The sequence below is a fragment of the Devosia sp. ZW T5_3 genome (assembly GCF_044987315.1).
Lineage (GTDB): Bacteria > Pseudomonadota > Alphaproteobacteria > Rhizobiales > Devosiaceae > Devosia.
Window position 1 is genome coordinate 114946 of the sequence record NZ_JBJDRE010000010.1, and the last position, 25141, is coordinate 140086.

Consider the following 25141-nt stretch of genomic DNA (forward strand, 5'->3'; position numbering starts at 1 on the left):
TGGCCTATTGGAAGCGGGTAATGCTGAAAGGGGCGAGCGCCGGGTCGGGTGGTGCGTCGGCAATAAGGCTAGCGACCAGCCGCGCGGTGACGGCGCTCAGGGTCAGGCCCAGATGGCCGTGGCCGAAGGCATAGACGATGCGGTCGTCGCCGGGATGGCGGCTGATGACGGGCAGGGAATCGGGCGTCGAGGGGCGGCGGCCCATCCATTCCTTGCCGCCCTCGGGCAAGGCGGGCACATAGCGCCGCATCTTGGTGCGCATGGCCTTGGCGCGGGCGAAATTGGGGGCGGTGTCGGGCTTGGCCAATTCCACCGCGCCGCCCACGCGCAGGCCATCGACCAGTGGCGAAGCGATAAAGCCGTGATCGGCAAAACCCACCGGCATGGGCAGGTTCCAATCGAGATCGGTGAAAGTGGTGTTATAGCCGCGCTCGTTTTCGAGCAGTACTTTGGCGCCCAGCCCGCGCACCAGATCGCGCGACCACACCCCGGCGGCGACCACCACCTTGTCGAAGGTTTCTTTGCCGGTTGCTGTGGTGACGGTGATGCCGTTATCGCCCTGTACCAGCCGTGTCACCTTGGCCGGCACGAGCTTGGCGCGGCCACTGACGAAGGCCTGATAATGGCGCAAAATGGTCAGGGGATTGGAGGCCGTCCAATAGCTGGGCTGATAGACGGCACCGGCAAAATTGCCCTCCAGTTGCGGCACCAATTGGCGCGCACGCTCGGGGGTGATGCGTTCGAAATCATAGCCCAATGCGGCCTTGACGACGCGGGCTTCATGCAGAGCGGAGGCGACGCTTTTTTCGCTGTCATGCACCGAAACGTAGCCGGTCTGCCGCAAATGGCCGGTGAGGCCGGCCTTGCGGCCCAGCTCTTCGTGGTCGGCCAAAGCCGTTGTCATCAGCAGGGTTAGCGCCTCACGGGCCTTGGCGCCACGGGCCGGGGTGGCCGAGGCGAGGAATGCCAAAAGCCAGGGCAGCAGCGCCGGCACGTCGGTCCAGCGCAGGGTCAGTGGTCCCAGCGGATCGAGCAGCCAGCCCGGCACGGCCGACAGAATGCCGGGGCTGGCGATCGGGGCGATTTCGGGCAGGGCGATCAGCGAGGCATTGCCTGACGAGGTGGGCAGGCCATCGGGCTCGGGCTCGAAGACCGTCACGTCATGGCCCTGATCGATCAGCCAGGTGGCAATGGCGGCGCCGATAATGCCAGCGCCGGCAATGGCAATACGGGCCATTAGCGGGCGTCCGAGAGGCTAATATGGGCGGCGGTGTCGCGGCCGATATAGCTCTGGATCTGCCGCACGATCTGGGCGGCATGCTCGGCACCCAACCGATCGGCGAGGTCCGCGTCGCCCGCTTCGATGGCGGCAACCATGGCGCCGTGTTCGTCGACATATTGGCGCGGCAGCTTGTCGTCGAACGAGGAATAATAGAGCCGCAGGATGCGTCGGCCCTCATCGAGCAAGCGCCCGAACAGATTGGTGAAGTAGATGTTGCCGCCGGCTTCGGCGATGGCCATGTGAAAATCGCGATTGGCCTGGATCATGCCCAGTGCATCGCGTCGCGCCACTGCCTCCGAATAGGCGCCTTCAAAGCCGCGAATGGCCAGCAGATGCTCGGGCCGGTGATGCACCGCCGCTGAGCGCGTGGTGACGCGATACATCAGTGTGAGGGCTTCGAAATAAAGCGGCAGGCGGACGAAATCGATGGTTGAGACCACCGTGTTGCGATTGGGGAGCGTGGTCACCAGCCCTTCGCCCGACAGGCGCACCAGCGCCTCGCGGATCGGGGTGCGCGACATTTCGAATTGTTCGGATAGGCTTGATTCGTCGAGCGGGCTGCCCGGTTCGAGTTCCAGTTCGAGGATGGATTGGCGTAGCCGCTCATAAACGGTCTGGGCGCCCTGCCCGCGCACGCGGCCATTGGCGGGGGCTTCGGCCGCCGGCTTGGTTTTCTGGGTCTTGGCCGTGGCCATGTTCAGTGCTGCTCCATAGGCTTGGTACCCGATCAGGCCGATAGCTTGTCAGCCGGCCGGCGCGGATTCAAGGGCCGCTTATTGGGTCTGATGCTATATCGTATTCAGTTTGTCGACAATATGGTCTTTGCACTGCTGGCCGCTTCGCCTTAGCTCTAGCCGCGCGAAAATGGCAAGGGCGGCGGCGATGGATGATGAACGAGCGGGCGCAAAGATCAAGCGCGCCGGCAGCGCCAAATCTGCCGCACGCCAGAAGGCCGGCGAGGTCACGCTGCATCAATTGCGCATCTTCTGGGCTGTCGCTCGTTCGGAAACGCTGACCAAGGCCGCCAAGCAATTGGGGCTGGCGCAGCCGTCATTATCCCAGCAATTGAGCAAGCTGGAAGCCAATGTCGGCACGCTGCTGTTTCATCGCCGTTCCAATGAAATGGAACTGACCGAGGCGGGCGCTTATCTGCTGCCCAAGGCCGAGCAGGTGCTGCGCAATATGCGCGAGTTGGAAGATGGGCTGGGTCAATTCAGCGGCGGCAAGCGGCTGACGCTGCGGCTGGCGGGGATCAATTCGGTGCTGCGCGTGTTGCTGCCGGCGGCCATCGGCAGCATGCAGACCCAGTTTCCCGAGGTTGATTTCGACATTCAGGAAAGCGCCCCCGCCGATATTCTGGAACTGCTCTATGGGCGGCGGGTCAATATCGGTCTGCTGGCGGCCAATTCGGTGGCGCAGGCGGGTGTCGGTTTCGTGCAAATCCCGCTGATCGAAGATCCCTATATGCTGGTGGTGCCCGAGGCGCTGACGCTCGATGGCATCGCCGACCCGCAGGGTGAATTGCCGGCGGAGCAATTGGGTCTGCTCAACCAATCCATCCAGTTCACCTTTGGCAGTCAGCAGGCCAACCGGGTGGCCGATTGGTATGATCGGCTGCTGCCGCAGCATCGCGTTGTTGCGCAATGCCGCAGTTTTGAAACAGCCATTGGCCTGGTGCGGGCCGGGTCCGGCGTGTGTCTGGCGCCAGCGCTTGCCACCATTGCCGGCAATGGGCCGCCGGGCGGGGTCAAGCTCTATCGCGTCAAAGCGCCGCCGCGCCGCATCGTGGCTCTGGTACCTTCGCAATATCGTCGCGCCGAGCCCTATGCGAGCCTGCTCGACCTGCTGCAGCAGACTTCGGCTGCTTATGTCTTGCCGGGGATCTTGCCGACGCCGCCATTTCTGGCGGTGGATACGGAAGACGATTTCTAGGCGCTACCAGCACTATAGGCAAAAGCTATCGCGGCCATAGAGTGCGCCCGGGCCGCTCAGCCGTCACCCTCACCGCCAGCGGCAATCCCGCCGCATTGTGAGGAGACCTGAAATGGCCTGGAAAAAACCAACCATCGTTGAAGTTCCCGTCAGCATGGAAATCAACATGTACGCTTGCGCCACGCGCAAGTAGGAACTGGCCTGCCGCGGGCGAAGACAATGATCAAAATAGTCATTCTGGGCTCCGCGGCAGGCGGGGGCCTGCCGCAATGGAATTGTGGGTGCGACAATTGCCTTACAGCACGACGCGAGCCGGGCTTGCGCGCGAGCCAGGCTTCGATCGCCATTAGTGGGGATGGCGAACATTGGTTTTTGATCAATGCGTCGCCCGATCTGCGCCAGCAGATCGTGGATACGCCGGTGCTGCATCCGCGTGCGCTCAGGCACAGCCCGATTGCCGGGGTGATCCTCACCAATGGCGAGGTCGACGCCGTCACAGGCCTACTCTCGCTGCGCGAAGGCTCGCCCTTTACACTTTACGCGCATCAGCGCGTGCAGGAGATTTTGCGGGCCAACAGCATTTTCAACGCGCTCAATCCGGAGAAGGTGACGCGCATTGCCATCGAAACCAGCGTGGCGTTCGAGCCCACGCTGCCCGATGGCTCCGGGTCCGGGCTGCTGATTGAACCCTTCATCGCGCCCGGCAAAACCACGCTTTATCTCGAAGGCGTTGCCGAAAATGACGAAGGTGACACGCTGGGCCTGCGCATCACGCGCAATGGCAAGGTTCTGGTTTTCCTCGCCGCCTGCGCGGCTGTCACGCCCGAAGCGGCCGACAGACTGGCGGGGGCCGATCTCGTGTTTTTCGACGGCACGCTGTGGCGCGATGATGAATTGATCGCCCTGGGCCTGGGCCAAAAAACCGGCCAGCGCATGGGCCATATCGCCATGGATGTGGCCATGCCAGCGCTCGCTGATCTGGGGATCGGGCGCAAGGTGTTCCTGCATATCAACAATTCGAACCCGGCCTGGCGGCGCGATGCGCCCGAGCGGCTGCAAGCAGAACAAGCAGGATGGATCATTCCTGCCGATGGGATGGAGATGACGCTTTGACAGCAATGACAGCTTTTTCGGTCGCGTCCGACGCGGTGCTCAATAGTGCCGAGGATCTGGAAGCGCAGCTGCGCGCCATTGGCGCCACCCGCTACCACAATCTGCATCCCTTCCATCACCTGCTGCATGGCGGCAAGCTCAACAAGGGCCAGGTGCAGGCCTGGGCGCTCAACCGCTATTATTATCAAAGCTCGATCCCGCTGAAGGACGCCGTCGTCATCTCGCGCTTCCGCGACCGGGCGACCCGTATTGAATGGCGCCACCGCATCGAGGATCACGATGGCGATGTGGGGAGCGAAGGCGGTATCGGGCGCTGGCTGCAACTGACCTCGGGCCTGGGGCTCGACAATGATTATGTCGAAGCCGCCGAGGGCATTCTGCCGGCGACGCGCTTTGCGGTGGACGCCTATGTCCACTTCGTTCGGGACCGTAGTCCGCTCGAAGCCATCGCCTCGTCACTCACCGAACTCTTCGCGCCCAACCTGCATGAAGAGCGGATTTCGGGCATGCTGGAGCACTATGACTTCATCAATCCGGGCGTGATGACCTATTTCAAGCGCCGGCTGGAACAGGCCCCGCGCGACGCCAATTTTGCGCTCGATTACGTCAAGGCCAATGCCAAGACTCCGGCCGAGCGGCAGGCGGTGTGCAATGCGCTGATCTTCAAGACCAATGTGCTCTGGGTGCAGCTCGACGCGCTCTATCACGCCTATGTCGAGGGGCATGTGCCGCCCGGCGCTTTCGTGCCGGCAGCATCATGAGCGGGATTGTCGCCCCGGCCGCCCGCCGCCGCATGAGCGTCACCGAAGCCAGCGTGCCCACCCTGGCGCGCGGCACCAAATTGCGGCTCGATGAGGTTCGCCAGCGCTGGGTGCTGCTGGTGCCCGAGCGGGTGATGGCGCCTGACGAGATTGCCGTCGAAGTGCTCAAGCTTTGCGATGGGCAGCGTAGTGTCGCCGCGATCACCGATCATCTGGCTGATATCTACACCGCGCCGCGCGAGGAGATCGCCAGCGACATCATCGCCATGCTGCAGGATCTGGCGGATTCGGGCTTTCTGGTCGAGGCGGTAAAGCCATGAGCCCGACCATGAGCGATGCCAGCCCGGTACTGGTCGATGCCAATGATGGCCTTGCCATTCTCGAGGGCCAGTCCGTCGCGCAGGCCTATGGCATTCCGCTGGCGGTGCTGCTGGAAATGACCCATCGCTGCCCGCTGCAATGCGGCTATTGCTCCAATCCGGCGGAAATGGAGCGGGCGGGCAATGAGCTGACCACCGACGAGTGGAAAAAAGTGCTGACCGAGCTGGCCGAAATCGGCGTGTTGCAGGTGCATTTTTCCGGCGGCGAACCCAGCGTGCGCAAGGATTTGGTGGAACTGGTGCGCCATGCCAATGATCTGGGGCTCTATACCAATCTGATCACCTCGGCCGTGTTGATTACCAGGGAGCGCCTGACCGAGATTGCCGATGCGGGGCTGGCCCATATCCAGATCAGCTTTCAGGCCAATGATCCGGCGCTGGCCAATCGCATTGGCGGCTTCAAGAATGGCCATGCCAAAAAGCTCGAGGTGGCGCAATGGTCGCGCGAATTGGGCCTGCCGCTCACCGTCAATGCGGTGATGCATCGGCAGAACCTGCATGAACTGCGTGCGATGATTGCGTTGGCCGTGCAGCTCGACGCCGACCGGATCGAGGTCGCCAATGTGCAATATTATGGCTGGGCGCTGAAGAACCGCGCCGCGCTGATGCCTACCATCGAGCAGATCGATGAGGCGACAGCCATTGTCGAGGAAGAACGCGTGCGGCTGCGCGGTATTCTGGACATCGATTTTGTGGTGCCCGACTATTATGCTCTGCGCCCTAAAAAATGCATGGGCGGCTGGGGGCGGCAGTTTTTTAATATCACGCCCTCGGGCAAAATCCTGCCCTGCCACGCCGCCGAGACCATCACCGAACTCAATTTTGAATCGGTGCGCTCCAACCATTCCATTGCCTGGATCTGGCAGAATTCGGATGCCTTCAACCGCTATCGCGGCACCGGCTGGATGCCCGAGCCCTGCCAGAGCTGCGCCTTCAAGGAGATCGACTATGGCGGCTGCCGCTGCCAGGCCTTTGCCTTGACCGGCAGCGCCGGCAATACCGACCCGGCCTGCCATCTCTCGCCGCTGCATGAGAGCATTTTCAAGACGGCGGAGCGCGAATCCAGCGAGGGCGGCGACCGCTTCATCTATCGCAATTTTTCCGGCGGCACGCTGGAGCCCGAGCTGCCATGACGCCACCCGACGGTGGGGGTGATCACTTCGCGCCGCTCACCAGCCAGATGCTTGAGGTTGGCGACGGGCATAGTCTTTACGTCGGAACGGTGGGCCACGCGGATGGCATTCCTGCCGTCTATCTGCATGGCGGCCCCGGCAGCGGCTGCCAGCCATCGCATCGGCGCCTGTTCGATCCCAGCCGGTTTCGCGCCGTGCTGTTCGACCAGCGCGGGGCAGGGCGGAGCCAACCGGCTCGGTCGCGGGAGCACAATAATACCCAGCATCTGATCGCCGACATGGAGTTGGTGCGGCTGGCGCTGGGGATCGAGCGCTGGCTGGTGGTGGGCGGCAGCTGGGGCGCAACGCTGGGCCTTGCCTATGCTCAAGCCCATCCCGACCGCGTTAGCGGCATCGTGCTCCGCGCGACGTTTCTGGGAACGCGGGCCGAGCTGGATTGGGCCTTCGACACGGGCCTTCGTACTTTCCATCCCGGCCTCTATGAGGACTTCCTCAGCATCCTCACCCCAGACGAGCGTTCCAGCCCGCTCGATGCCTATTTCCGCCGCATCCTTGATCCCGACCCGGCAATCCACGGGCCGGCTGCTCGCGCCTGGCACGATACCGAACGGGTGCTCTCCGAGGCTCGTTCGGGCAGGAGACGGCTTGATCTGGAGGATGTTCATAACGGCGGCCGGCTGCCGGCAACTGCCTTTATGGAAGCGCATTACTTTGCGCAGGAGTCGTTTCTGGCGACGGGCCAATTGGTGGCCGGGGCTGGGCGGCTCAAGGCTATCCCGGGGGTGATCGTGCAGGGGCAGTTTGACCTGCTCTGTCCGCCTGCGATGTCATATGCACTGACAAAGGCCTGGGGGAATGCGGAGATTGTGCTGGTCGAAGGGGCGGGGCACGCCATGTCGGAGCCGGGGGTGACGGAAGCAGTGGTGGCGGGGATCAACGCTCTAGCGATCAATCACCCGCGCCAATAGGTCCAACCAGTTGCCATGCGCCAGCCGCTGCACCAGCGCATCATCATACCCGTGCTGTTGCAGGGCCTCGATCAACACCTGCAGCCCAGCCGACGAGCCAATCGCCGCCGGCAACATGGCCCCGTCGAAGTCCGAGCCCAGGCCCACGCGCGTCTCGCCGACCGCCTCGATCATCGCATCGAGATGGCGCAGCAGGACATCCAGTCCGGTATCCGGCCGCCATGCGCCGTCGGGCCGCAGGAAGCCGGTGGCGAAGTTGAGGCCTACCATGCCGTCGCTGTCGCGGATCGCCTTGAGCTGGTCGGCGGTCAGATTGCGCGGATTGGCGCAGATGGCGTGAACATTGGAATGGGTGGCAACCAGCGGGGCGGTCGAGAGCTCCGCCACGTCCCAAAAGCCTTTTTCGGTGATGTGGGAGAGATCGATCAGCACGCCGAGCCGGTTGCAGGCGGCGACGAGGCGCTTGCCCGCTTCGGTGAGGCCGGGGCCGGTATCGGGCGAGCCGGGGAAATTGAACGGTACGCCATGGCCAAAGATATTGTCCCGGCTCCATACCGGGCCGAGCGAGCGCAGGCCTGCGGCATAGAGCACATCGAGGAATTGCAGACCGGCATCGATCGCCTCGACGCCCTCGATATGCAGCACGGCGGCAATCCTGCCCTGGGCCATGGCGGCCTTGATCTCGGTCGTATCGCGGCAGACGGCGAGGGCGCCGGCGGCTTCCAGCCGGTAGAGCAGGCTGATTTGCGTGATCGCCATGGCCTGGGCGGGAACGAGGTCCAGCGGCAGCGGCGCCATATCGAAGGCCATGCCCGGGGGCAGGGTGCCATCCGGCTTTTTCGGCGAGGGACAGAATACGGCGAACATGCCGCCGGCAAAGCCGCCGGTCTTGGCCTTGATCAGGTCGATATGGCTGGGAAAGGAGCCAGTGAGGAAGGCTTGCACCGGATCGGCGACGTCGGACGTTGCCAGATGGCCCAGAATATCGTTGTGGCCATCAAAGACCGGAATAGGCTCGCTCATTATCCTGCCGTCATGCTGCGTCGTTGATCAATTCCTCAGCCAGACCATATTCGTGCAGCTTGCGGTAGAGGGTGGAGCGGCCAATCTTGAGCGCGCGGGCTACGCGCGACATGCGCCCGCCATGATGTTCGATGGCAAAGACGATGGCGGCGCGCTCGATTTGCGCCAAGGCGGCGATTTCGCCCGTGGCATCGAGGAAGCGGTCGGGAGTGGCGGGTTGTTCCTCAAAGGCTCGCTGGCGGGCGGTTGCAGTGTCGATATGGGTCGGCGCGGCGGGTACCGGCACGGTTTCGATATCGGAGAGGGCGGTTTCGCGGCCGGCGGATTGGGCGACGATCTGGGGGAAATCGACGGTTTCAAGGAAGGCGCCGTCGCTGAGCACAATGGCGCGATAGACCGCGTTTTCCAGCTGCCGCACATTGCCCGGCCAGTCATAGCCCAGCAGCAGGTCGAGCGCGACGGGGGAGAGCCCCAGCACCCGTTTGCCGGCCTCGGCGGAAAAGCGGGCGATGAACATGGAGACCAGTGCCGGCACATCCTCCATGCGCTCGCGCAGCGGCGGCACATAGATGGGGAAGACATTGAGGCGGTAGTATAGGTCCTCGCGGAATTCGCCGGATTTGGCCAGGTTCAGCAGCCGCCGATTGGTGGCCGAAATGACGCGGACATTGACCCGCTCGGTGCGGCTGGCGCCGACTGGTTCGATCTCGCCATCCTGCAGCGCGCGCAGCAATTTGACCTGGGTATCGGGCGGCAGTTCGCCGATTTCGTCGAGAAACAGCGTGCCGTTATGGGCTTCGGCAAATTTGCCCGGCTGGTCGGCAATGGCGCCGGTAAAGGCGCCTTTCTTGTGCCCGAACAAGACGGACTCCACCAGATTGGGCGGAATGGCCCCGCAATTGACGGTGATGAACGGCTTGCCTGCCCGATCACCTGAACCCTGGATGATGCGGGCGACCAATTCCTTGCCGACCCCGGTCTCGCCTTCGATCAGCACCGGAATAGTGGATTTGGCGGCCTTGGCGCAGAGCGTCAGCACGCGACCCATGGCGGGGGCCTTGGCGATCATGTCGGCGGCAGTGAAAGTGCCGGTCTTGCGGGCATGCTCGGCGCGGATGGCGGCTTCGAGCGTATCGAGCTTCATGGCATTGCGCAGCGAGATGACCAGCCGTTCGGGCGATACCGGCTTGACGAAATAGTCTGCCGCGCCCTGGCGCATGGCCGAAATGACGGTTTCAAGCGAGGCGTTGGCGGTCTGGATGATGACGGGCGTGGTCAGCCGCTCGCGGCGCATCGCCTCCATCACCGCCATGCCATCGAGATCAGGCATGACCAGATCAAGGATCATGGCGCCGATATTGCGATCCTCGCGCAGAATTGCCAGCGCCTGCTCGCCGCCCGTGGCGGTCAGCGGCTTGAAGCCGGCGCGGTTGGCGATTTCGGCGGTGAGCCGCAGCTGCACCGGATCATCGTCGACAACGAGAACACGCGTCATACTTACCTCAGGCTTGGTCCCGGCACGCGAATCTGGTGTGCCGTTTTGGGAAGAAGATGGGCCAAGGGGTTTAAGAGGGGATTAACTGTGTGGGATTTTGGGGGAATGGCATCGGAGTGGCACTCCGATGGACGACCCGACCACCGCTCGCTAGGATCGCCCTAAACCAAACGAGAAGGCATTATGGTCCTCAGAATCTTCGCAGCGCTGGCAACGATCATCGCCCTCACCCTATCCGGCCCTGCAATGGCCGACGGCGCCGTGCTCAGCGGTACGGTATTCTTCCGCGAGCGCATCATGCTGCCTGACACGGCCAAGGTAAGTGTGCAATTGCTCGACACCTCGCTGGCCGACGCACCCGCCAAGGTGCTGGGCGAGACCGTGGCCAGCGGCAAGTCGCCGCCTTATGCCTATGCCATTGCCTATGACCCCGATGCGATCGTGCCCGGCCACCGCTATTCGGTGTCCGCCCGCATCACCGAGGGCGACAAGCTGCTCTTCATCTCGACCACGCATAACAGCGTCTTCGGCTCTGGCCCCGACGCCACCGAAATCCTGGTCGAGCGGGTCGCGGAGGCCATTTCAGCGGCGAGCGATGGCTGGCCGGACGGGCGCTGGCTGGCCGAGGACATTGATGGCGCTGGGGTAATCGATAATCTGCAGACCGTTCTGGAACTGGCGCCTGACGGGCAGGTGGGTGGCATGGCCGGTTGCAACCGTTTTGGTGGCAAGGCCAGCATCGATGGTTCGGCGCTCAGCTTTGGCGATCTGTTTTCGAACGAGATGGCTTGCGCGCCGGCCATCATGGACCAGGAGGGCAAATTCCTCGACGCGCTGGGGCGGGTGGCGAGCTATCGGCTCGACAATGCTCGCGGCAAGCTGATCCTGCTCGATGCAGCGGGCAATGACATCATGGTTCTCGCCCGGATTTGAGCGCGCTGCCCTTCCAATCGCCGCCCTCGCTGGCTAAGGTCCGCGCGCAATTGGACCAGCCGGAGAGAGCACGCCATGACCGAAGCAAGCAGCCAAAAGGGCCACAATCAGTTCGGCGCCTTGCCGGTATGGGACCTTTCCGACCTTTATCCGGGCAAGGACAGCAAGGAATTTGCTGCCGCGCTGGACGAGGCCAAGGCGCTCGCGACGCAGTTCGAGGCGACCTATAAGGGCAAGCTGGTCGAGCTGACCAAGGCGGGCAAGCTGGTCGAGGCGATCAAGGCCAGCGAAGAGCTGGGCGATATCAGCGGCCGCATCGGCTCGTTTTCTTTCCTACAATATGCGCAGAAGTCGACCGATCCGGATCGCGCCAAGTTCATGGGCGATACCAATGAGGCGCTGACCAATCTCTCCACCAAAGTGCTGTTTTTCGAACTCGAACTGAACCGCATCGAGGACGCGGACCTCGAAACCGCCTTCGCCAGCGATGCGGAACTGGCGCGCTACCGCACCTGGTTTGCCGAATTGCGCAAGGCCAAGCCCTATCAGCTCGATGACAAGCTGGAAGAACTATTCCACGACAAGTCGGTAACAGCCTATTCGGCCTGGAACCGGCTGTTTGACGAGACTTTGTCCAGCCTGCAATTCGAGGTGGATGGCGAGATTCTCAATATGGAATCAACGCTGCATCTGCTGTCGGAAAAGGACGAGACGAAGCGTGAAGCCGCCTTCAAGGCGCTGGGCAAGACGCTGAAGGACAATGCGCGGCTCTTCACCCACATCACCAATGTGCTGGCCAAGGACAAGGAAATTTCCGATCGCTGGCGCGGTTACGAAGACATTGCCGATAGCCGCCACATGGCCAATTCGGTGGAACGCGAAGTGGTCGATGCGCTGCAAAAGGCGGTGACCGACGCCTATCCCAAGCTCAGTCACCGCTATTACAAGATGAAGGCCAAGTGGTTCGGCAAGGACAAGCTCAATGCCTGGGACCGCAATGCGCCGCTGCCGACCAGCGACGAGCGCACCTGGGATTGGGATAGCGCCGTTTCCACCGTGCTCGAGGCCTATGGTAAATTCTCGCCCGAACTGGCTGAGGTCGCCAAGCCGTTCTTTAATTCGGGCTGGATCGACGCGCCGGTGGCCGAAGGCAAGCTCTCGGGCGCTTTCGCGCATCCCACCGTGCCCAGCGCGCATCCCTATCTGATGCTCAATTATATGGGCCGCTCGCGTGATATCATGACGCTGGCCCATGAATTGGGTCATGGCGTGCATCAGCGGCTGGCAGCGGCGCAGGGGCCGATCCTGTCCAATACCCCGCTCACCCTGGCCGAAACCGCCTCGGTGTTCGGCGAAATGCTGACCTTCCGCTCGCTGCTCGACAAGACCACCGATCCCCAGCAGCGCTTTGCGCTGCTGTCCTCAAAGGTCGAGGATATGCTCAATACGGTGGTGCGGCAGATCGCCTTTTATACCTTTGAGCGGCGCGTCCACACCGCCCGCCGGCAGGGGGAATTGCGCACCGAGGAGATCAACCAGATCTGGCTGGACGTGCAGGCGGAATCCCTCGGCGACGCCATCATTTCCAATGAAGGCTACGACATCTTCTGGGCCTATATTCCGCACTTCATCCATTCCCCGTTCTATGTCTACGCCTATGCCTTCGGGGACTGCCTTGTGAACTCGCTTTACGCGCAGTATGAGAAGGCCAGTGAGGGCTTTGCGGAGCGGTATTTCGAACTGCTCAAGGCCGGCGGGAGCAAGCACCATTCCGAGTTGCTGGCCCCCTTCGGGCTCGACGCGAAGGACCCCAAATTCTGGTCGCTGGGCCTGTCGATGATCGAAGGATTGATCGACGAGTTGGAGCAATCAAGTCCTTGAAGTTGATAGCGTAAGAAAAAGCGCTGAGACTATCTTGCAACATTTGATGGCTGTTGTTGATCTGGCGATGGCAGCCGTTTGACTTATGCTGATTGCAGCCTTCTTATGATCTCAAGACTTTAGAGGGGTCTTGGAGGGGCGTTGGAAATGATTCGTTCGTTGGTTATTGGCCTTTTAGCCGCGACTGCCACCACTTCCGCGATGGCGGCGGATTTAGTCATCGATCCTATCTATGCGCCGAGCGCAGCGGTAAACGACTGGAGCGGGTTTTATGCCGGCGTGTTTGGCGGGTATGGCCAGGGCACCGCGAATGCGTTCGGTGCCGATAGCGATATTGACGGCTGGCTGGCGGGTGGTGCGGTTGGCGCCAATTTCGCCCTGTCCGATCTGATTGTTGCCGGTCTCGTCGCCGATGTTGCCTGGAGCAACATATCCGGGGTTACCGGGGGTGCCGACGTGAATCTGGATTGGGTCGGGTCGGTGCGCGGACGCATCGGCTATAATGGCGGGAGTTTTTTGCCCTACCTGACGGGCGGTCTTGCGGTCGCTGGCGTGTCGCTGGACATTCCAGTTGATAGCACGTCGGCAACCTATGCCGGCTGGACCATTGGTGCGGGCGTGGAAATTGCTGCCACGGAAAACCTGTCGATCGACTTGCTGTACCGGTATTCGGACTATGGCGACAAGGATATGACGCTGGTCGGGATTACCGAGCCGCTGAGCTTGAGGACGCATCAGATCACCGCCGGCCTCAACTGGTCGTTCTGAGTTCATCGTGATTGTGCATCTATTGGAACCCGCCGCGCGCCGTCGTGGCGGGTTTTTGTTGACCAATCGTAACTCGGCCAATGCTTTGGGCGAGAGGCTTCTCACCAATCCATGACTGCCTTGTGAACTCGCGCCACGCGCAGTATGAGAAAGCCAATGCGGGCTTTGCGGAGCGGTATTTCGTCGATGATCGACGCGTTGGAAGCGAGCAGCCCATTAGACGCCAGTATGGCGCAAAGATTTTGACGACGCGAATTATTGAGGACGAGAATGGCAGCCAGCAAGCACGAACCGCTTCCGCCCCTGCGCGAAGAATCCCCGATGGACTATGCCCAGCACGAGGCCACCTATAGCGGCTTCGTGACGGTCACCAAGTATACCATCATGGGCATCGCCATCCTGATGGTGGGGCTCTATTTCGCCGTGATCGCCGGCCAGCCGGTGCTGGGCCTGGTGCTGGTGCTCGCCTCTTTCGTCGTGCCGCCGGTGGTGGGCGTGCTGAGCGAGATATCCAAGAAATAGCAGCCCTGCGGCAGGTGCCGCACTGGGTCAGCAGCGCGTCGGGCCATGGCCCGGCCGCACGTCGTCGGCATGCCGCAGTGCACGCTAGGTGCATTGCCGCCGCAGGAGGTAGTGCATGAAGATCGCCATCGTCCGTGAACGTTTTGAAGGCGAGAACCGCGTCGCGGCTACGCCGGAAACCGTCGGCAAGCTCGTGGCTCTGGGCGGCAGCGTGACGGTGGAGAAGGGGGCGGGCCTGGGCTCGCGCATTCTCGATGCCGATTATGTCGCCGCTGGCGCGACGATAGCGGCCAGTGCCGATGCGGCCCTCAAGGGTGCCGAAATTGTGCTGACCGTGCGACGGCCCGCTGCTTCAACGCTCGCCGGCGTGGCCAAAGGAGCCCTGGTGATCGGGGCGCTCGATCCCTATGGCAATGACAAGGACGTGGCGGCTCTGGCCAAGGCGGGCGTTACCGCCATTGCCATGGAATTCATGCCGCGTATTACCCGCGCGCAGGTGATGGATATCCTCTCCAGCCAGGCGAACCTAGCCGGATATCAGGGCGTCATCGAAGCCGCCGCGCAGTTCGATCGCGCGCTCCCCATGATGATGACCGCCGCCGGCACGGTGCGGCCCGCCAAGACCTTTGTCATGGGGGCAGGGGTTGCGGGGCTGCAGGCCATCGCCACCGCCAAGCGGCTGGGCGCGGTGGTTTCGGCTACCGATGTGCGTCCGGCGGCCAAGGAGCAGGTGGAAAGCCTGGGCGGCAAGTTCGTCGCCGTCGAGGATGAAGAATTCAAGCAGGCCGAAACCGCCGGCGGTTATGCCAAGCAGATGTCGGCCGAATATCAGGCCAAGCAGGCGGAACTGACCGCCAGTCACATTGCCAAGCAGGATATCGTCATCACCACCGCGCTGATCCCTGGGCGCCCGGCGCCGCGGCTGATCACCAAGGCCATGGTGGAATCCATGGCGCCCGGTTCGGTGATCGTCGATCTAGCCGCTGAGCGCGGTGGCAATGTCGAACTGACCGTGCCCGGCAAGGTCATCGAGCATAATGGCGTGACCATTATCGGCTATACCAATGTGCAGGGCCGCATCCCCACCACGGCCAGCCAGCTTTATGCGCGCAATCTGCTGGCCTTTGTCACCACGCTGATCGACGCCAAGGAAAAGGCTTTGGCGATCAATTGGGATGACGAATTGGTCAAGGCGACGGTGCTGACCCGCGATGGCGCCGTGGTGCACCCAAGTTTTGCTGCCGCTGCTCCGGCGGCCGAGGCAAAGCCGGTCGCGGTACCCAAAGCCGCGCCCAAGGCGCCGGCTGCCAAGGTCGAAGCCAAGCCTGCCCCGGTCAAGACCGGTGCTGCCAAGCCGGTGCCTGCCAAAAAGCCTGCGGCCAAGAAGACCGAAAGCGCTGCCATGGCCGACACGCCGAAAAAGGCTGCGCCGGGCGTAGAGCAATCGATTCCTGCCGCCGCCGAAGCACCGGTTCCGGCACGTAAGCGTGCCGCCGTCAAGAAGGCCAGTGCGGTGATCGAAGCTGCGGCGGAAGCACCCAAGCCGGCTGCTGCCAAAAAGCCCGCCGCCAAGAAACCGGCGGCCAAGAAGCCGACCACGCCAAAGGGGGCCAAGTAAATGGAAACGACGGCAGGACAAAGCGCCGATGTGATTGCGGCCGTGGCGCATGGCGCGCTGGGCGGCGCGATCGATCCCTTCACCTTCCGCCTGGCCATTTTCGTGCTGGCGATCTTCGTCGGTTATTTCGTGGTCTGGTCGGTGACTCCGGCGCTGCACACCCCGCTGATGAGCGTCACCAATGCGATTTCCTCGGTGATCGTGGTGGGCGCCTTGCTGGCCGTGGGCGTGCATCTGGCGGCTGATGCCAGCTGGGTGTCCAAGCTGTTCGGCTTCATCGCCCTGGTCTTTGCCAGCGTGAACATTTTTGGCGGGTTCCTCGTCACCCAGCGCATGCTGGCCATGTACAAGAAAAAGGGTTGAGCCGATGATCTCTGCAGATATCGCAGCCCTGCTCTATCTCGTTGCCGGGGTGCTGTTCATCCTAGCGCTGCGGGGCCTCTCCAATCCTCGTTCGGCCCAGCAGGGCAACCGCTTCGGCATGATCGGCATGGGCATTGCCATCGTCACCACGCTGGCCCTGGCCGCGCCCTCCGATTGGGTGAGCTGGGCGCTGATCATCGGCGGCATTGCCCTTGGTGGCGGCATCGGCGCCTATATGGCGCGCACCATCAAGATGACCGACATGCCGCAACTGGTCGCGGCCTTCCACTCGCTGGTGGGCCTGGCCGCCGTCTTCGTCGCCGCCGCGGCGCTCTATGCGCCCGAGGCGTTCAATATCGGCGAGGTTGGCGCGATCCATACCCAGGCGCTGATCGAAATGAGCCTGGGCGTCGCCATCGGGGCCTTCACCTTTACCGGCTCGGTCATCGCCTTTGCCAAGCTCAATGGCAACATGTCGGGTAAGCCCATTCTGTTGCCGGCCCGCCATGCGATCCACATCGCGCTGGGTCTGGTGCTGATCGGGCTCGTCTGGGCTTTTGTCGTCACCGGCAATCCCTGGTTGTTCTGGCTCACCACGCTCCTGGCGCTGGTGCTGGGCGGGTTGATGATCATCCCCATTGGCGGCGCCGATATGCCCGTCGTGGTCTCGATGCTCAATTCCTATTCGGGCTGGGCCGCCGCCGGCATTGGCTTCACCTTAGGCAATACCGCGCTGATCATCACCGGCGCATTGGTGGGCTCGTCCGGCGCGATCCTGAGCTACATCATGTGCAAGGCGATGAACCGCAGCTTCATTTCGGTGATCCTGGGCGGGTTTGGCGCCGATAGCAGCGCCGCGGCATCCGCGGCCGAAGATGACCGCCCGGTCAAGCAGGGCGCCGCTGAAGACGCGGCATTCCTGATGAAAAATGCCGGCAAGGTCATCATCGTGCCCGGCTATGGCATGGCCGTGGCCCAGGCCCAGCATGCTTTGCGCGAAATGGCCGACATGCTCAAAAAGGAAGGCGTCACCGTCAAATACGCCATCCATCCGGTGGCCGGCCGCATGCCGGGGCATATGAATGTGCTGCTGGCCGAAGCCAATGTGCCCTATGACGAAGTGTTCGAGCTGGAAGATATCAATTCCGAATTCGCCCAGTCCGACGTCGCCTTCGTCATCGGCGCCAATGACGTGACTAACCCGGCTGCCAAGACGGACAAGACGTCGCCGATCTACGGCATGCCCGTGCTCAATGTCGAAGATGCCGGCACGGTGCTGTTCATCAAGCGCGGCATGGCGGCGGGCTATGCCGGGGTGCAGAACGAATTGTTCTTCCGCGACAACACTATGATGCTGTTCGGCGACGCCAAGAAGGTCACCGAGGACATTGTCAAGGCGCTGGGGCACTAGGGGGACACCTCTTTCGGCAACCAAAACCAAGCCCGCTTCGGCGGGCTTTTTCCTTGTTTGCTCGCTTGACCTCGACTTTACTTGAGGTTGTAGGCAGTTTTCTCACCCAAGAGGAGCAAGATGATGAACGAACATGCCGCCAGTTTTGCCGATAGCTGGCACCGCAACGCCGTCGAGCAGGTGGTGCGTAGCCTTGAGGCCGCGTTCAACGCGCATGATCCAGATGCCTTGGCCGCGTGCTATTCCGAAAACACGGTCTGGACCAATGCGATGGGAAGGCGACTGCTGGGTCGAGCGGCCGTTGCGGAATTCGGTCACTCGGTCATCTCGAGGCTCAAGGACAGCTACGCGCGCTACGAGATAGCATCCATTGTCGCCCTCCGACCTGATCTGCTCGCGGTTGGCGTCGACCAGACTCCGACGGATGCGGATGGAATAGCCATCGATGGCGGCCATGGCGCAGCTCTATACGTGATCGGGCTGGAGATTGACGGCTGGAGGATCGTGGCGGGGCAGAATACGATCGTTGACTCGTAGATCGGAGTAGCCCTACCTGGCCTCCCGTTGATGGGGGGTATCTCCACTCTTGGAACTGGATCGCGTTCTAACCACAAGGCGGTCCCTCCCCTGTCAGGGGAGACTAGGAGGGGGTACCCGTTACAGACTCCAAAAACTCCAACACCACGCGGTTGAACAGATCCGGCCGCTGCAGCGGTGCGAAATGGCTGACGCCTTTTAGCTCCACCAGCTTTGCGCTCGGAATGGTGTCCGCTAGATAACGGGCATGTTCGGGCTTGATGAACTCGTCGTGCTCGCTTTGCACGATGGTGACCGGAACGGCGATCTCAGCGAGATCGGCCGCAGTGTAATTGGGTTCGCTGGCCATCATGCGTCCGACGGCGCTGACAAAGTTCTGGAACTGGTCGGGCGTGGCCGAAAGAGCAGCATAATCCTTGCCGTGGCGGCCAAAGCAGCGCTCGAGCAGGGGGCCGCCGGCGACTTCCACATTGGAGCCGCTGGGGTCCATGTTGCAGCCGAAAAAGAACACGCCGGCAACGCGCTCGGGCGATTGGTGCCCCAGCACCATGCCGATGCACGCGCCATCGCTCCAGCCGATCACCGCGGCGCGGGCAATGCCCAGGTGATCGAGCACGGCAAGCACGTCGGATGCCATCAGGTGATAGGTATAGGGCCGCTCGTCGCGGGTGCTGCGGCCATGGCCGCGGCTGTCGATGAGGATGGGCTGGTAGCCTGCTTCGATCAGCGCGGGCAGTTGATAGCCCCAATTGCCCGAATGTCCGAGGCCGCCATGCAACAGCACCACGGGGGTGCCGCTGCCATAGGTCGCGTACCAGATGCGGGCGCCGTCATGGGGCAGGTGGCCTTCTGTCAATGCGGCGGGCAAAGGTGCTGCGCCGTGTTCGGCAAAGGCGATCAGCTCATCATCGGCAAACGTCATCTGTCGGCTCTCCGTACGATTGGCTCAGTAATGCGGCGGCGGGGCTTCCGTGCTGGGATCGGCAATCTGGCTACCGGAGCGCACCTGCTCTTCCAACGTCGTCAGCTTGCGCGTCAGTCCATCGATCACCCGCCATTGCGCCGTTATGGTGGCGTTCAGTTCCTCGATGGTCTGGTCCTGGAAGGCGATGCGGGTTTCCAGGGCCTCGAGCCGCTCGGCGAAATCGCTCATGGGGAATCTCCATCATCGGGGTCGAGCAGCAAGCGGGGGCCGCTGCCCTCTGCGCCCAGCCGATCATGCGGGTTGCGTAGCGGGCAGTGGTCGAGCGACAGGCAGCCGCAGCCAATGCAGCTGTCGAGCCCTTCACGCAGGCTCTGCAGTCTTTCGATGCGGCGGTCAAGAGCCTTGCCCCAGGCGCTGGCAATCACCGACCAATCGGCGCGGCTGGGGGTGTGATCGCGCGGCAGATCGGCTAGCGCGGTGGCGATTTCGGCGAGCGGAATGCCTAATTCCTGGCCGACGCGGATAATGCCGAGACGCCGCAGCACATCGCGATCGTAGCGGCGCTGGTTGCCCGGCGTGCGGTGGGCATGGATCAGCCCCTTGCTTTCGTAGAAATGCAGCGCTGATACCGCCACACCACTGCGCGCGGCAATTTCACCCACGCTCATGCCAAGAGCCATGGCGACCTTCAAAAGCTCAATGTTACTTTAGCTTTTAGGGTGTTTGGCTGCCGTCGGCAAGCGCGTCACTGCACTTAAAAAAACCCGCCGCTCCGAGTGGGGAGCGACGGGCCCTCTATGGGTTCGTTGTGAGCGCGATGCGCTAAATCATTCTGCCGGCGCGTGGGCCTGGAAACCGGGGGCAGCCGATGGACGCAACACGGCGGCGTGTTCGGAGCGCCAGACGCGGTGCACCAGATAGGCTTGGACCAGCAGCAGGGCCAGTTCGCACACCCAGAGCACGCCGATCAGCCCCGGCACGCCGTTGAAAATGGCGTTGAGCATGGCGATGGAGAAGAAGGCGCGGACCACCACGTCGGTCAGACCGTTGGCCCAGCTGGGATTGATCAGCCGCAGCACGGCCCAGATCGAGATCAGCGAGCCCAGGAAATTGATGAACATCATGGCCAGCGGCGAGAGGTCGCCGACATGGCCGCCCAGCCCAACCGCGCCATTGAGCGTATCAAGAATGGTCAGGTAAACCCCGGCAATGCCCGGCAAAGCCAGCGGCAGGCAAGTAACTAGGTCGTAGACCGCGCTGGTCTTGACCGCGCGCGCCAGTTGAACGTTCAGCTCCGCCATCGACATTCCCCCGAGATGACCGAGGGGATCGTTACATATTTACGAAAGTTTTACCATATCGATGATTCGGCCATAAAAAAGCGCCCCCGCTGGTTAGGCGGGGGCTAGCGGCGGTCAACTAAAGGTCGAGGAAGCAGCACCCATGTGCGGCGGAAAGGCGCCGCTCCCTCGATGGGTGGACAACCAGGGCAACACTGGAAGCCACTTTTCTTTGGACAGCACTGTATTTCGTGCCCCTCGATATATGAAATAGGGGGGCAACGTCATGGCGTCGTGATGCCGGCCAAGTAGATGCGTGATTTACTCGTGATTTTTTCTTGGTTCTGCTAGCCTGCTGCAAGTTGGTAGCAGGAATTGCAACGGCTTATGGACGCGCCGCATCTTTATCTCCGTCTTTTGGGGCCGTTCGAGGCGCGGGCCAATGACGGGCGCCGGCTGGCGTTCAAGCTCAAGCGGGCGCGGATTTTGCTGGCCTGGCTGGCGCTGCGGCGGGGGCAAAGCGGCAGTCGCGAAGAGATCGGCGCGCTGCTGTGGAGCGAGCGCAGCGAGGCTCAGGCGCATCAAAGCCTGCGCCAGACTCTGGCGGTGAGCCGGGTAGAACTGGCCGAGCTGGCCGATAAGATTCTAGGGATCGATCGCGAGACGGTGGCCTTTACTCCCGGCGCCGTGCAGTCCGATGTGGGCCTGCTGGTCCGGTGCACGCCCGATAGTCCGGTCGAGGAGCTGGAGCGGGCCGTGGGCCAATATGGCGGGGAGTTTCTCGAAGGCATCAGCATTCACGATCCGTTGGCCCAGGAATGGCTGCAGGGGCGGCGCGCCGAATTGCGGGCGATTGCCACCAAGCGCTTCGAATGGCTGCTGAGCGCCTATGCGCAGGCGGGGCGCCATGCCGAAGCCGAGCCGGTGGCCACCAGGCTCATCGAGATCGATCCGCTGGCCGAGGAGGGGCACCGCGCCTTGATCCGGGCGCTACTGGCGGGGGGCAAGCGCGCCATGGCGGTGCGGCAATATCAGCGCTGCCGGGCCATCCTAGCGCGGGAATTATCGGTCGAGCCATCGGCGGAAACCAAGGCGCTGCTGCGGATGGCGGCCGAGCCGGTGGCAGAACTGGGTGGGCCGGCGCCATTCCTGCACGAACAGTTCCGGCCGCATCGGGCCCATAACCTGCCCCGGCAGATGAATGCTTTGGTGGGCCGCGATACTGCAGTGGGCGAAGTGCTCGACCGGCTGCGCCGCTACCGGCTGGTGACGCTGACCGGGCCGGGCGGGGCCGGCAAGACGCGGTTGGCCATCGATACCGGTTTTCGCCTGGTGGGTTCCTATGCCGATGGCATCTGGCTGGTGGAATTTGCCTCCATTGCCGATCCGCAACTGGTGGGCGAGGCCCTGTGCGGTGCACTGGGTGTGCCCGTGGCCGGCGACCGGCCGGCGGTGGAAAGCGCCATCGCCTATCTGGCGCAGAAGGAAGCGCTGCTGATCTTCGACAATTGCGAGCATCTGGTGGCCAATTCGGCGCGGCTGGCCGAGGCTCTGCTGCGCAATTGTCCGTCCATCGCAATCCTTGCCACCAGCCGCGAAAGCCTGTCAGTGGGTGGGGAAAGCCTTTATCGCGTGCCGCGGCTGGCCTTTCCCGCCGATACCGAAGTGATCACGCCCGACGCCGCCATTGATTACAGCGCGGTGCAATTGTTCGTCGAACGCGCCGCTGCCACCATTGATGGCTTTGTGCTCGATGCATCAACGGCGCCTGCTGTAGCCAGCATTTGCCGACAGGTCGATGGCATTCCACTAGCCATCGAGTTGGCCGTGGGGCGACTCAAGATGATGCGACCCGATTGGTTGGCCGCCAATCTAAGCGAATCCTTCCTGACCCTGCGCGGCGCCGCCCAGGCCACCCCGCCACACCACCGCACGCTGCAGACCATGCTCGACTGGAGCTATGACCTGCTCCCGCCGGTTGAGCAGACCTTGCTGCGCCGGCTCTCAGTATTTGCCGGTGGCTGCACGCTGACCTCTGCCGCCCGGGTGATTGGCGGCTCGCCGGTGGGTGAGCATGACATGTTCGACCTGCTCTCTTCGCTGGTTGAAAAATCGCTGCTGACGGCGGACCTGTCCGAGGCCGAGCCGCGCTACCGGCTGCTCGAAACCACGCGCCGCTATGCCATGGACAAGCAGCGCGAAAAGGGCGAGCCGGGGCGGCAGCGCCAATTGGCCGAGTATCTCATCCACCGTTTTGCCGATGCAGGCGAGAGCTGGCCTGCCACCCCCACCGTGACCTGGCTGGCGCGGTATGAACCCGAGCTCGACAATCTGCGCGCCTCGCTGGAATGGGCCTTTGGCAGCGATGGCGATGCCGTATTGGGCGTGGAACTGGCCGGGCACAGCATGCGGCTGTGGGATGAGCTGTCGCTGTTCCGCGAGCGCAAGCGGTGGACGGAAACGGCGATGGCCCATCGCCAGGCCGATACCCCGCCGGCCATTGTGGGGCGGCTGTGCCTGGCGCGCACCTCCAATAGCGCCCACGGCGATCAATCGGGGTTTTCCTATGCCGACCAGGCCGTGCAGCTGTTTCGCACCAGCGGGCGGGCGCTCGATCTGGGCGAGGCGCTGGCGCGGGCGGGGGCGGCGCTGCTCACTCCGCAGACGATTGCCAAATCGCTGCCTTATCTGGATGACGCGCTGGCCGCATTGGAGCCAATGGGGCCGACCAAGCCGCTGGCCAATTGCCTGCGCTCCAAAGGGGTCGCGGCCTATCTCGGTGGCGATTTCAGCGCGGCGCGCACGCTGATCGGCCGCTCCATGGCGGTCTGCCGCAGCGTGGGCGATTCTCGGGGCACGGCCAGCGCACAGATCGCCCTGGCCGAACTCGATTTCGGCGCCGGGAAGGTGGAAGACGCCATTGATGGCGTCCGCCTGATGCTGGAAGGCCGCGACCATAATCGCCGCCAGGCCACGCTGGGTCTTGCCAATCTGGCCTCCTATCTGCTGGCGGCCGGCAATGTCGAGCAGGCCGCACAGGCGGCGTTCGAAAGCCTGCGCGAGGCGCGGGCCTTGGGGTGGTCCGGTGCCATCGTGCGCGCCGGCGAGCATCTGGCGCTGGTCGCCACGCTGAGCGGGGATGCGGATCTGGGTGCGCGCTTGCTGGGTTTTTCCAGCGCCTTTTATGCCAGGGGCACGGCCAGCCGGGAATTGACCGAGCAAGTGACGCATCAGCGGCTAAGCGATGAACTCGCGCGTCGCCTCACGCCCTATCGGCTCAATGCGCTGCTGGAGGAAGGCGCCACGCTCACCGAATTGCAGGCCGCCGAGGCGGCAAGCCAGGCCGGTCGCATGCTGCGGCCGGTGTGAAAGGCAAAAATCACATTGGTGGCCAGACCAGCATGACGCCAAGCCCGATCAATACCGAACCGCTCACCGCGGGCAGGACCCGGTTGCCCGCGCCGTGTCTGAGCAGATGGCGGGACACCAGGGACGCAAGCCCCACTGCCGCCAGATCGGCCATGGACAGAGCCAGGTTGACGATCATTCCCAGGCCGAGAAATTGCAGGCCGACGGGCATACCAGCCAATGGGTTCACGAATTGCGGCAGGAAGGTCAGGAAGAACAGCGCCGTCTTGGGGTTGAGCATTTCCACCACGACGCTTTGCCGGAAAATGGCACGGCCATTGCCCGCAATGGCATGATCGCCAGCCTGCGCGCGGCCCAGCAGCATGGAGACGCCCAGCCACACCAGATAGGCCGCGCCCAATAGGCGGATGGCGGCATAAAGCCCGGGCAGATGTTCGAGAATGGCCGCAAGCCCCACCGCGGCAGCGATGATATGGACATAGCAGCCGACATGAATGCCCAAAGCGGCCATCACGCCCGCCTTGCGGCCATGCGCCAAGGTCTGTGCCGTCATATAGAGAATGGCGGGTCCGGGCATGCAGGCAAACAGCATTGTCGCCACGATAAACGGAATCCACGGCTCGATCGCCAACATGAGGCTCCCCCAATGCGCTGCTGCGCCTGGGAGCAGTCAATAGCTGCGCCGGGGTGGCGGGCGGCATACGCCGGCTGTCGTATTTCGGCGTGGCGTCGGGTTTCGTCGTGAAGAAAGGGTGAAGGAGTGCAGGAGCATTTGAGAGCCGCGGTTTATCCGGCCGGCAGCCCCAATCGCACCGCATAGGCGGTCAGCTCCGCCGCATTGTGCAGGTTCAGTTTTCGCATCAGGTTTTCCCGGTGCTTGCGGGCCGTCAGCGGGCTGATGCCCAGCCGGGCGGCAATTTCCGGGGTCGTGGTGCCATTGGCGATCAGCGCCAGAATTTCCCGCTCGCGCCGGGTCAGCGGAATGGGCGACAGCGATTGGGAAGCGGCGCCCGTCACCGGGCTGATATAGGGGCGGCCATCCCGCATAGCCGCAATGGCCAGGCCGATCTCGGCGGCATCGCCATGCTTGGTCAGATAGCCATCGGCGCCCGCTTCGAGCGCCGCTGTGACCATGCGCGGCTCCACATTGGCGGTCAGCACCAGGATGCGCAGCTTTGCATGAGCCCCCCGCAGATCGCGGATGAATTGCACCCCGGCAATGCCCGGCATGCCCAGATCGAGCACCAGCAGGTCTGCGTCATTTGCCACAAGCTGCGCCAGCACTGCGGCGGCGTCGGCGGCTTCCGCAACCACCTCGATCCCCTCCATGGTGGAGAGCAGCAGCTTGAGCCCTTCGCGAACAATGGCGTGATCATCGGCCAGGATGACCTTCAGCGCGCGAATCATGGCCTGCCTGACTATGGTTGGACGAAATGGAGGGCAGGAT

At 63.0% G+C, this 25141-nt stretch carries 25 protein-coding genes and 1 pseudogene; 16 read left to right on the forward strand and 10 right to left on the reverse strand.

Annotated features, from left to right (window positions below; genetic code table 11):
• Positions 1-4 precede the first annotated feature (4 nt).
• Entirely contained in the window at positions 5-1237 is a 1233-nt protein-coding gene (locus ACI3KW_RS13880; protein WP_404848568.1) for an NAD(P)/FAD-dependent oxidoreductase, read from the reverse strand.
• Positions 1237-1977 (reverse strand): GntR family transcriptional regulator, encoded by a 741-nt coding sequence (locus tag ACI3KW_RS13885; protein WP_404848569.1) that lies wholly within the window; start codon positions 1975-1977, stop codon positions 1237-1239. The genes ACI3KW_RS13880 and ACI3KW_RS13885 overlap by 1 nt, the downstream gene beginning before the upstream one ends.
• 187 nt (positions 1978-2164) lie before the next feature.
• Here ACI3KW_RS13885 and ACI3KW_RS13890 point away from each other — a divergent pair, with 187 nt between their 5' ends.
• From ACI3KW_RS13890 to pip, 7 genes are all read left to right on the forward strand, one after another.
• A complete protein-coding gene (locus tag ACI3KW_RS13890) occupies positions 2165-3214 on the forward strand; it encodes a LysR family transcriptional regulator (RefSeq protein ID WP_404848570.1) in 1050 nt (349 codons plus the stop codon).
• Between the two features lie 112 nt (positions 3215-3326).
• Complete coding sequence (pqqA, locus tag ACI3KW_RS13895; RefSeq protein WP_113121237.1) at positions 3327-3407, forward strand: pyrroloquinoline quinone precursor peptide PqqA; 81 nt, start codon at positions 3327-3329, stop codon at positions 3405-3407.
• 26 nt (positions 3408-3433) lie between these two features.
• Entirely contained in the window at positions 3434-4327 is an 894-nt protein-coding gene (pqqB, locus tag ACI3KW_RS13900) for a pyrroloquinoline quinone biosynthesis protein PqqB (RefSeq protein WP_404848571.1), read from the forward strand.
• A 5-nt stretch (positions 4328-4332) separates the two neighbouring features.
• The gene (pqqC, locus tag ACI3KW_RS13905; RefSeq protein WP_404848629.1) at positions 4333-5088 is read left to right on the forward strand and encodes a pyrroloquinoline-quinone synthase PqqC; all 756 of its coding nucleotides are present in this window, start codon (positions 4333-4335) and stop codon (positions 5086-5088) included.
• Positions 5085-5408: a pyrroloquinoline quinone biosynthesis peptide chaperone PqqD gene (gene pqqD / locus ACI3KW_RS13910; RefSeq protein WP_404848572.1), complete on the forward strand. Its 324-nt coding sequence runs from the start codon at positions 5085-5087 to the stop codon at positions 5406-5408. The genes pqqC and pqqD overlap by 4 nt, the downstream gene beginning before the upstream one ends.
• Before the next feature lie 8 nt (positions 5409-5416).
• The gene (gene pqqE / locus ACI3KW_RS13915; RefSeq protein ID WP_404848573.1) at positions 5417-6601 is read left to right on the forward strand and encodes a pyrroloquinoline quinone biosynthesis protein PqqE; all 1185 of its coding nucleotides are present in this window, start codon (positions 5417-5419) and stop codon (positions 6599-6601) included.
• Positions 6598-7569, forward strand: coding sequence for a prolyl aminopeptidase (pip, locus tag ACI3KW_RS13920; RefSeq protein ID WP_404848574.1), 972 nt, complete (start codon positions 6598-6600; stop codon positions 7567-7569). The genes pqqE and pip overlap by 4 nt, the downstream gene beginning before the upstream one ends.
• On the opposite strand, the gene ACI3KW_RS13925 is transcribed toward pip, so the two are convergent.
• Entirely contained in the window at positions 7543-8592 is a 1050-nt protein-coding gene (locus ACI3KW_RS13925) for a dipeptidase (protein ID WP_404848575.1), read from the reverse strand. The two genes, pip and ACI3KW_RS13925, sit on opposite strands and share 27 nt — an antisense overlap.
• A gap of 10 nt (positions 8593-8602) precedes the next feature.
• Entirely contained in the window at positions 8603-10087 is a 1485-nt protein-coding gene (locus ACI3KW_RS13930; RefSeq protein ID WP_404848576.1) for a sigma-54-dependent transcriptional regulator, read from the reverse strand.
• 183 nt (positions 10088-10270) lie between these two features.
• On the opposite strand from ACI3KW_RS13930, the gene ACI3KW_RS13935 reads away from it, so the two are divergent.
• The 8 genes and pseudogenes from ACI3KW_RS13935 (at position 10271) to ACI3KW_RS13970 (ending at position 18120) form a co-directional block, all read left to right on the forward strand.
• Positions 10271-11020, forward strand: a complete 750-nt coding sequence (locus tag ACI3KW_RS13935; RefSeq protein ID WP_404848577.1) for a YbaY family lipoprotein — start codon at positions 10271-10273, stop codon at positions 11018-11020.
• 75 nt (positions 11021-11095) lie between these two features.
• Positions 11096-12901 carry a M3 family oligoendopeptidase gene (locus ACI3KW_RS13940; protein WP_404848578.1) on the forward strand — a complete coding sequence of 602 codons (1806 nt, stop codon included), beginning with the start codon at positions 11096-11098 and terminating at the stop codon, positions 12899-12901.
• 147 nt (positions 12902-13048) lie between these two features.
• Entirely contained in the window at positions 13049-13669 is a 621-nt protein-coding gene (locus ACI3KW_RS13945) for an outer membrane protein (protein WP_404848579.1), read from the forward strand.
• A 270-nt stretch (positions 13670-13939) separates the two neighbouring features.
• Positions 13940-14191 carry an aa3-type cytochrome c oxidase subunit IV gene (locus ACI3KW_RS13950; protein ID WP_113121245.1) on the forward strand — a complete coding sequence of 84 codons (252 nt, stop codon included), beginning with the start codon at positions 13940-13942 and terminating at the stop codon, positions 14189-14191.
• 115 nt (positions 14192-14306) lie between these two features.
• Positions 14307-15566, forward strand: a pseudogene (locus ACI3KW_RS13955) (Re/Si-specific NAD(P)(+) transhydrogenase subunit alpha); the annotation flags it as partial.
• A gap of 243 nt (positions 15567-15809) precedes the next feature.
• Positions 15810-16172 (forward strand): proton-translocating transhydrogenase family protein, encoded by a 363-nt coding sequence (locus ACI3KW_RS13960; protein ID WP_113121247.1) that lies wholly within the window; start codon positions 15810-15812, stop codon positions 16170-16172.
• 4 nt (positions 16173-16176) lie between these two features.
• Positions 16177-17583, forward strand: a complete 1407-nt coding sequence (locus ACI3KW_RS13965) for an NAD(P)(+) transhydrogenase (Re/Si-specific) subunit beta (RefSeq protein WP_404848580.1) — start codon at positions 16177-16179, stop codon at positions 17581-17583.
• Between the two features lie 123 nt (positions 17584-17706).
• Positions 17707-18120, forward strand: a complete 414-nt coding sequence (locus ACI3KW_RS13970) for an SgcJ/EcaC family oxidoreductase (RefSeq protein WP_404848581.1) — start codon at positions 17707-17709, stop codon at positions 18118-18120.
• A 103-nt stretch (positions 18121-18223) separates the two neighbouring features.
• Here ACI3KW_RS13970 and ACI3KW_RS13975 read toward each other — a convergent pair whose 3' ends face one another.
• From ACI3KW_RS13975 to ACI3KW_RS13990, 4 genes are all read right to left on the reverse strand, one after another.
• The gene (locus tag ACI3KW_RS13975) at positions 18224-19042 is read right to left on the reverse strand and encodes an alpha/beta fold hydrolase (RefSeq protein WP_404848582.1); all 819 of its coding nucleotides are present in this window, start codon (positions 19040-19042) and stop codon (positions 18224-18226) included.
• Between the two features lie 24 nt (positions 19043-19066).
• On the reverse strand, positions 19067-19273 hold the full coding sequence (locus tag ACI3KW_RS13980; RefSeq protein ID WP_113121250.1) for a SlyX family protein: 207 nt from the start codon (positions 19271-19273) through the stop codon (positions 19067-19069).
• Complete coding sequence (gene soxR, locus ACI3KW_RS13985) at positions 19270-19713, reverse strand: redox-sensitive transcriptional activator SoxR (protein ID WP_404848583.1); 444 nt, start codon at positions 19711-19713, stop codon at positions 19270-19272. The genes ACI3KW_RS13980 and soxR overlap by 4 nt, the downstream gene beginning before the upstream one ends.
• Positions 19714-19872: 159 nt before the next feature.
• Positions 19873-20346 carry a hypothetical protein gene (locus ACI3KW_RS13990; RefSeq protein ID WP_162740168.1) on the reverse strand — a complete coding sequence of 158 codons (474 nt, stop codon included), beginning with the start codon at positions 20344-20346 and terminating at the stop codon, positions 19873-19875.
• Positions 20347-20712: 366 nt separating this feature from the next.
• Here ACI3KW_RS13990 and ACI3KW_RS13995 point away from each other — a divergent pair, with 366 nt between their 5' ends.
• On the forward strand, positions 20713-23694 hold the full coding sequence (locus ACI3KW_RS13995) for an AfsR/SARP family transcriptional regulator (protein ID WP_404848584.1): 2982 nt from the start codon (positions 20713-20715) through the stop codon (positions 23692-23694).
• 10 nt (positions 23695-23704) lie between these two features.
• Here the strand turns inward: ACI3KW_RS13995 and ACI3KW_RS14000 are convergent, their stop codons facing one another.
• Positions 23705-24328 (reverse strand): LysE family translocator, encoded by a 624-nt coding sequence (locus tag ACI3KW_RS14000; protein WP_404848585.1) that lies wholly within the window; start codon positions 24326-24328, stop codon positions 23705-23707.
• A gap of 152 nt (positions 24329-24480) precedes the next feature.
• Positions 24481-25101: a response regulator gene (locus ACI3KW_RS14005; RefSeq protein ID WP_404848586.1), complete on the reverse strand. Its 621-nt coding sequence runs from the start codon at positions 25099-25101 to the stop codon at positions 24481-24483.
• Between the last annotated feature and the right edge of the window lie 40 nt (positions 25102-25141).